The 7,154-nt window shown below is 37.7% G+C and carries 7 protein-coding genes, 1 pseudogene and 1 riboswitch; of the genes and pseudogenes, 1 reads left to right on the top strand and 7 read right to left on the bottom strand.

The annotated features are described in order from the left end of the window. A partial coding sequence (tnpB, locus tag ACQKNR_RS24830) for an IS200/IS605 family element RNA-guided endonuclease TnpB (RefSeq protein ID WP_427321531.1) occupies nt 1–784 on the top strand: 784 nt, incomplete at its 5' end. A 247-nt stretch (nt 785–1,031) separates the two neighbouring features. Here tnpB and mmuM read toward each other — a convergent pair. The 7 genes and pseudogenes from mmuM to ACQKNR_RS24795 form a co-directional block, all read right to left on the bottom strand. Beyond that, nucleotides 1,032–2,009, bottom strand: coding sequence for a homocysteine S-methyltransferase (mmuM, locus tag ACQKNR_RS24825; RefSeq protein WP_427321529.1), 978 nt, complete (start codon nt 2,007–2,009; stop codon nt 1,032–1,034). After that, the gene (gene mmuP, locus ACQKNR_RS24820) at nt 1,984–3,393 is read right to left on the bottom strand and encodes an S-methylmethionine permease (RefSeq protein ID WP_097925038.1); all 1,410 of its coding nucleotides are present in this window, start codon (nt 3,391–3,393) and stop codon (nt 1,984–1,986) included. Before mmuP ends, mmuM begins: the two co-directional genes overlap by 26 nt. An 83-nt stretch (nt 3,394–3,476) precedes the next feature. Then, nucleotides 3,477–3,584: riboswitch (SAM riboswitch) on the bottom strand. Between the two features lie 347 nt (nt 3,585–3,931). After that, a complete protein-coding gene (locus tag ACQKNR_RS24815; RefSeq protein ID WP_427321527.1) occupies nt 3,932–4,225 on the bottom strand; it encodes a hypothetical protein in 294 nt (97 codons plus the stop codon). A gap of 5 nt (nt 4,226–4,230) precedes the next feature. Continuing rightward, nucleotides 4,231–4,431, bottom strand: a complete 201-nt coding sequence (locus ACQKNR_RS24810) for a helix-turn-helix transcriptional regulator (RefSeq protein ID WP_427321525.1) — start codon at nt 4,429–4,431, stop codon at nt 4,231–4,233. 274 nt (nt 4,432–4,705) lie between these two features. Beyond that, complete coding sequence (locus ACQKNR_RS24805; RefSeq protein WP_427321523.1) at nt 4,706–5,302, bottom strand: hypothetical protein; 597 nt, start codon at nt 5,300–5,302, stop codon at nt 4,706–4,708. Between the two features lie 52 nt (nt 5,303–5,354). After that, nucleotides 5,355–6,593 (bottom strand): lysozyme family protein, encoded by a 1,239-nt coding sequence (locus tag ACQKNR_RS24800; RefSeq protein ID WP_427321521.1) that lies wholly within the window; start codon nt 6,591–6,593, stop codon nt 5,355–5,357. Between the two features lie 27 nt (nt 6,594–6,620). Continuing rightward, nucleotides 6,621–7,154: pseudogene (locus ACQKNR_RS24795) on the bottom strand (CD3337/EF1877 family mobilome membrane protein); the annotation flags it as partial.

Below are 7,154 nucleotides of genomic sequence, written 5' to 3'. Positions count from 1 at the left end.
AAAACAAACAAATGAAAACATTGCCGTTGTAGGAAACAAAATGAAATTGCCAAAACTAGGTCTTGTTCGATTTGCCAAAAGTCGTGAAGTAAAGGGACGTATTTTAAATGCTACGGTTAGACGGAATCCTTCTGGTAGATACTTTGTGTCATTGTTAGTTGAAACAGAAGTGCAAGAACTTCCGAAAACACATTCTTACATTGGAATGGATGTGGGACTAAAAGATTTCGCCATTTTGTCAGATGGAACCCCCTATGAAAATCCGAAGTTTTTTCGATCGTTAGAAGAGAAGTTGGCAAAAGCACAGCGTGTTCTTTCTAGAAGAATGAAAGGATCTTCCCGCTGGAATAAACAGCGAGTAAAGGTAGCTAGAATTCATGAATACGTGGCAAATGCTAGAAAAGATTACTTAGACAAAATCTCAACTGAAATCATCAAAAACCACGATGTTATCGGTATAGAAGATTTGCAAGTATCGAATATGTTAAAAAATCGTAAGTTAGCAAAAGCAATTAGTGAGGTATCATGGTCACAGTTTCGAACTATGTTGGAATATAAAGCAAAATGGTACGGTAAACAAGTCATTGTCGTATCGAAAACATTTGCTTCAAGCCAATTATGTTCTTGTTGCGGATATCAAAACAAAGACGTTAAAAATCTGAACCTACGTAAATGGGATTGCCCTTCTTGCCGTACACACCATGATAGGGATATTAACGCAAGTATCAATCTAAAGAATGAAGCGATAAGGCTTCTAACCGCAAGGACTGCGGGGTTAGCCTAATAAATTAGAGTTCGATAGAACCCTTTACTTAGGAATCCCCCACTTCTAAACGAAGTGAAAGTGGGGGTAGTTCAATTTCCCTGATTCCTTTCCATACCTAAGGTACCCAAAAGTCCAATGGATTCCCGAGGCTACCATCCACATTTGTGTCTCTGAAAAGACATTTTGTGCCACTAGACGTAACTGTAGATTCCTGAACAAGCAAAATCATGAAAATACACACAAAGATAGATTATCATCCATTACATTACTGTTTTGCTTCTTTCGAATAGAAAAACTCGGAAGAACGCCACTTGTTCGATATCTCCTCAATGTGATAAGGAGTCGTTCTGCAGCATCCACCTATTAAACGTGCACCTGCTTGGTACCATTCTTCAGATTGAATATCCAACGCGTTACATTGTTCATGACCATGCCATGTTTTTGTTTCTGGATTATAAGCTTCACCAGAGTTTGGATAAACAATAATCGATTTTTTGGTGTTTGCCCTCAACTCTTGGATTGCACCAGTCACAATGGTTACTGGCGCACAATTGATGCCTATCGCTACAATTTGTTTACTTTTCTCAAAAGCTCGTGCACACTCCACGAGTTTCATACCTTCACTAATCTCTTTCTCATTTTTTAGCGAAAAGGAAAGCCACGCATATGTTTCTGGAAACTCACGCAATAATGTATCTAATACTCTTGCTTCTTGCAGGGAAGGGATCGTTTCAAATGCCAATAGATCTGCACCTGCTTCGATTAACGCTGACATTCTCGAACGATGAAAGTCTGCTAATGTTCTATCTGTCACACCATAGTTGCCTACATACTCTGAACCATCTGCAAGGTAAGCACCGTACGGCCCAACTGATGCAACAACCAATGGTTTAGGCCTATTCGTTTGCGTATTTTCCTTCCAAAAATCATCTCTTGCCCTTCTTGCAAGTAACACCGTTTTCTTAATTAATTCCAAAGCTTCCTGTTCTTGTATTCCGCGCGCGGAAAAACCACTAATAGTAGCTTGATAGCTTGCTGTTATGGCACAGTCCGCTCCAGCACGAAAATAGTCTGAATGAACCTGATAAATTAGTTCCGGATTTTCTAGTAACACACGTGCCGACCAAAGAGGATCGTCCAAATTACATCCATGCGCCTCCAATTCTGTAGCTAATGCTCCGTCAAGAAGCATAATGGAATGTTGGGATAAAATATCATCAATTGGGTTGATTTTGTTCGACATAATCTACGCCCCTCTTTTTTAGATTTTTTGTTAGATAATAACTTCCATAGCAAAACAAAATAAACGGTATGCCGCAATATAAGGCAATTCTCTGTGTTGGATCGAATGCAATTCCAATACACGATGCCAGACAAAGGATAAAAGAAGCAATTGGTACTAATGGATATAGTGGTGTACGATAAATCAAGTCCTTTTCAGAATTTCCTTCTTTCAAAAATTGTCTGCGAAATAGGAACTGGGAAGCACTAATACTCATCCAAACTACGACTACTGCTAGACCGGAAATGGAAACAAGTACGATATAGACAGTATCTGGTGCCACAATACTTGAGAGCAAAGCCAAAGCTCCACCCACCATGCTGAAAATAACGGCGTTGATTGGAACACCTTGCTTCGTCATTTTTCCAAAAATCGGTGATATCGTATTCTTATTCGCAAGCGACCAAAGCATTCTAGAAGAGGCATAAAGGCCTGAGTTTGCCGCAGATAAAATGGCTATTAAGATAACGAAATTCATTATGTCAGCTGAATATGGCACCCCAATTCGTTCTAGAACTGCAACAAAAGGACTCTCTAATACCCCCGCATCAGAACTAGGCAATAACGCAGATAAAACAACAATCGTTCCTACAAAAAAGATGATCAATCTCCACAGAGTAGTTCGAATGGCCTTCGGTATCATTTTTTCCGGGTTCGCTGTTTCTCCAGCTGCAATGCCTATTAATTCTGTTCCAGAAAAAGCAAAATTAACCGCAAGCATGGTCATTATAATGGCCGTAGCACCATGGGGAAATAAACCTCCACTTGTAAAATTAGAAAAGAATGGTGCTGCTTTTGAATGAGTCATCGGAAGAAACCCTAGCATTGCCGCTACTCCTAAAACAATAAAAATCACAATAGCTATAACCTTTATCGATGAAAACCAAAATTCGGATTCGGCAAAAAATTTAACAGTCAGAACATTTAATACAAAGATCAAAATGGCAAAAAGAGCACTCCATACCCAAACATTAATCGATGGAAACCATCGCTTCATAAGTAATCCTGCGGCTGTAAATTCAGAACCTAAAGCAACAGTCCAAGTTAACCAATACAACCAGGCTACTGTATACCCTGTACCCGGTCCAATGTATTTAACTGCATAACTATGAAATGCGCCCGTTTCGGGCATATGTACGGAAAGTTCTCCTAAACATAGCATAACTAGATAAACCACTAGCGCACCAACCAAATAGGATAGAATTGTTCCAAATGGGCCAGCTTGTTGAATAGTGTAACCCGAACTTAAGAATAAGCCCGTTCCAATCACCCCACCAAGTGATAGCATGACTAAATGACGTGCTTGCATTTTCCTTTGAAATTCTTGCCCATTTTTGTTCTCCATTTCTACTCTCCTTTAGTTACTATCCAGAAAAAACAAAAACGCACTCTAAAAAAGAGGGCGCTACTGACAAATAAAAACGGAAGCTCTCATCTATCAGGATTATCACCCGCTGGAATTAGCACAGTGTCTACTTAAGCAGACCTGTTGCTGAGGTTTCATAAGGCCAGTCCCTCCACCTCTCTGGATAAGAAATATTTTTTTATAACCTTATCAATCCATTCAATAACTGTCAAGATGATTCTGTTTTTTAAAAAAATTATCTATTATAGAAATACAAAAAATAGAGTATTACTATAAATGCAACCCACTCCTTCTTGGGTATTATTTAAAAATCGAACATACAAAACCTCATTTATTTATAATACGGTTCACAAGCACTTCCTCAAAATTTGATGCACTTCTAAATATCTTCTTACTTCTTTGGCTATGGGGGTCACCATACATATCCAGCAACTTAGGGATGTGTGACTCTACCCCTTTTTAAAAGAAACACTTTGTTCAAACGCCTACTAGAACAAGATAAAAAGCCTAACTCATGTTAGTAATTTTTCCTGTTTCTGTTGATAAATATAAAAATACTGCCTAGCACACTTAATGCAAGCACAAAATATAACAATAAATCAGGTAGAAATTCTGAAGGAACAATATCTATCGATTGAAAAATAATAATGGTAATGATACCTAAATATAGAATGTTGTACAATACATTATTTGTTTTATATTGAATTTCTCTCCCTCTTTCGTCTTTTGCCTCATCACTTGATTGAAATTTTACTACATACATCTGACTGATGAATATTAAAACTAAAAATAAAGATTTTAACCACAACATATGTCTCACTCCCCCTGATAATCGAACACGTCAGTTATTGACTTTTCAAATTCATTTGCGATTTTAAAGGCAAGAATTAGAGAAGGATTATATTTATTTTTTTCAAGAGTAGCAATAGTTTGTCGACTAACACCCACCCTTTTTGCCAGTTCTTCTTGCGTCCAACCTTTTTCTGCTCGGCAAACTACAATTCTATTATGTAACAAAAGCAACACCTCTTAAGAAAATTGCAATTTATTTCTTACAATTCGTAAAGTATTTTTGACAAAGTATTTTTGCAATTAAAAATACGCATAAAAAATATCCCTTTATACAAAGGGATATTTTTTATAAACGGTATAACTTTCTTTAAAACGGTACATCTTTTTTATAAACAGTACGACTTTATTTCAAAGTTACAGTAAACACCTAAAAACCCCTCTTATTAACAATGCTAAGAGGGGTTTTTCTATTACTCTACATGTAATATGTGTACACCACTTAAGGCATACGATCTTTTAAATCTGCTAAAGGTATAAGCTTGTCGACAAGCCATAACTTCTTATTTCCATCATAGATAAGATTTATTTGCATTAATGACATATTATCAGATGAAACACCATTAACTGTAATTTTACTTTTCACTTTTGCTAATATATTAGCTTTAGTAGTGTCTAAGAATGCATAGTACAACTCGCCACCTGTGTATTCAGACTGAAAGGAGACTTTTTTCTTTTCTTTTTCATCTACAGTCCCTGGAGCAGATTGCGTTGGCCCACCTGGTGGAGTTAATTCTTTCTTTGCATTTGGTGTTATATATGCATCGATATTAGCAAGGTAGGATTCACCTTTACCAGTATCATACGTACGGAAAGCTTTAAGGAATCGTTCTGCAGCTTCTTTTACTTGTTGTTGATTATTACTCTTTAGAGCCGACAACTCCTTTTTTGTATCGTTGTATTGCGCCTCCACCTTTTCCACTTTTTTTGTTAATTTTATATTATTATTTTTAAGTTTTTCATTATCAGATTGATATTTCACTAAAAATCCTATACTACATATTAATAGGATTGCTATTATAATGGTAATTTTCTTCATCTATTTACCTCCTTTTTGCAGTTTCATGAGTTGCTAAGTGTTAATTGCAGTATTATCTAACCACACGACCATACCCCGCAAAATGTTGTTGAAAATATGCTTTGCTTAAATCAGCATATCCAATTGGATCACCAGCATGATACATGGTATTATTTCCTACATAAATGCCAACATGTGTAATATAGTTACTTGTAGCATATGTGCTATGGAAAAATACTAAGTCTCCTGGCTTAGGATCCGTTACACGTTGCGTTTTATCCCATTGGGTTTGTGCGGTACCAAATAAATTAATACCAACCCTTGAATACGTATATTCAATTATTCCACTACAATCAAATGATGTATTTGGCGTACGCCCTCCAAATACATATGGCCATCCTTGGTACTTTAGGGCTTCTGCCATAATTGCTTGGAATACATCATCACCTAAAACGCTACCACCGGCAATCCCACCAGAACCTCCGGGGTTTTGACCAGGTTGATAATATTTCATAACATGCGGAACATAATCTGGATCACCATAGCACCAATTATTAGATACTGCTTCCGGACTTCGCCATGATGCACATCTATAACCATTTTTAGCTGATTGCTCTGCAGAAAATGCCCTTGCATTCTCGTGTGTATATCCACCTTTCGAAACTGCATAGTTAGCGTAGCCGGTCCCGTAGTTATAGCATTGTAGTGTAATATTTTGATCACCATTGGATTTTTTATGACAATCAGCAAAATGCATTAAACCATATTTTATACTTTCCTCTGGATCAGTAAAATACCCTGGAGGATACCCTTGTGATTCCGAGCTTTGCATTACATCTAATTGTGTTCCAGAACTTTCTTGTTGGATAAGAGCGAGAATTAAAGGAGTCATTGCTTCAATACCATGCTGCGCTGCATATTTCCTTACTAATGGCTCCCATCTCATTACCTCAGGACTAACACTTGCAGTACCTGGTGCAAACGGACCACCAATCCCTCCAGGACTGACTTCATCTTCACTCATCGTGGACGTTAGTAAAAATATCACTACACCTAAACCTAAAACGGCAGCCATAATAACACCGGCCGCTATTAATAATGGCTTTGCAACAGCAACTGTAGCTGCCTTTTGAGCTACTTTAACTGCTACTTTCTTACCTACTTGTGCGACTGCTTTACCAGCTATTTTTGATCCTTTACCAGCCACTTTCCCTAAAGAATGGCCTGCCTTTTTCAAGGCAGGCTTAGCATTCCCTAGTTCAGCTTCAGGATGATGTTCATTTTCAAAGTCGCGATTTGGTTCCGCACTCAATGTATAAACCCTCCCTCACGAGCTGAATTATTTTGGTTTTATGTTTTCTTTTGCTTTTACATTTTTTAAAGCTTCTTGTTGTGTTTGTGCTTTTGCGTTAACTTTCTTACTATCTGTTCCTTCTTTTATATGTTGTTGATTATTCACTTTAGGAACATTTTTACTTTGCTGTTGATTAACTGGTTTTACCTCTACTTGTTTTTGTGGTGTACTCACATGGGAAGTAGTGACTGGTTTGCTCTCCATCGGATTCGATTGTATTGATGTTGTTCCTGACTGTGGTGTTGTGATTGGTTTGCTCTCCATCGGATTCGATTGTATTGGTGTTGTTCCTGACTGTGGTGTTATGATTGGTTTACTCTCCATCGGATTCGATTGTATTGGCGTTGTTCCTGACTGTGGTGCTGTGATTGGTTTACTCTCCATCGGATCCGATTGTAACGGTGTTGTTCCTGATTGTGGTGTTGTAATTGGCTTGCTCTCCATCGGATTCGATTGTATTGGTGTTGTTCCTGATTGTGGTGTTGTAATTGGCTTGCTCTCAGTCGGATTCGATTGTAT

Origin of the sequence: Bacillus sp. NPDC094077 (genome assembly GCF_050279465.1) — a bacterium.
Taxonomy (GTDB): Bacteria; Bacillota; Bacilli; order Bacillales; family Bacillaceae_G; genus Bacillus_A.
Note: the sequence above shows the minus strand (reverse complement) of the source record. Positions and strands in the feature narration are given on the sequence as shown.